Annotated in this window: 1 protein-coding gene; it reads left to right on the forward strand. The window is 38.0% G+C overall.

Annotated features, from left to right (window positions below; genetic code table 11):
* Positions 1-382 (forward strand): hypothetical protein (locus H4J52_RS04680; protein WP_182176868.1); only part of this gene is annotated, 382 nt, incomplete at both ends.

Raw genomic sequence — 382 nt, forward strand, 5'->3', positions numbered from 1 at the left:
ATTATTATCGTCAAGTGAGTGTTAATGGTGGTGCTTGGCAAAATAGAAATCGATATAACACTACGAGTATATTGCTTTTAGATCAGGAAGCTAGAAGTTATCGCTATCGTGTACAGGCTTGTAACATTAATGACACATGTTCTAGCTACTCCTCTGCTTCTAAATCGATATCTGTTTTACCCGAACCATCAGTTCCATCAAAGCCAAATGCCTCTATCGCAAATGGTAATGATATAACTGTTTCGTGGAACGCCACAGCTAATACGAGTCATTATTATCGTCAAGTGAGTGTTAATGGTGGTGCTTGGCAAAATAGAAATCGATATAACACTACGAGTATATTGCTTTTAGATCAGGAAGCTAGAAGTTATCGCTATCGTGT

The sequence above is a fragment of the Colwellia sp. MB02u-14 genome, assembly GCF_014076915.1.
Classification (GTDB): Bacteria; Pseudomonadota; Gammaproteobacteria; order Enterobacterales; family Alteromonadaceae; genus Colwellia_A.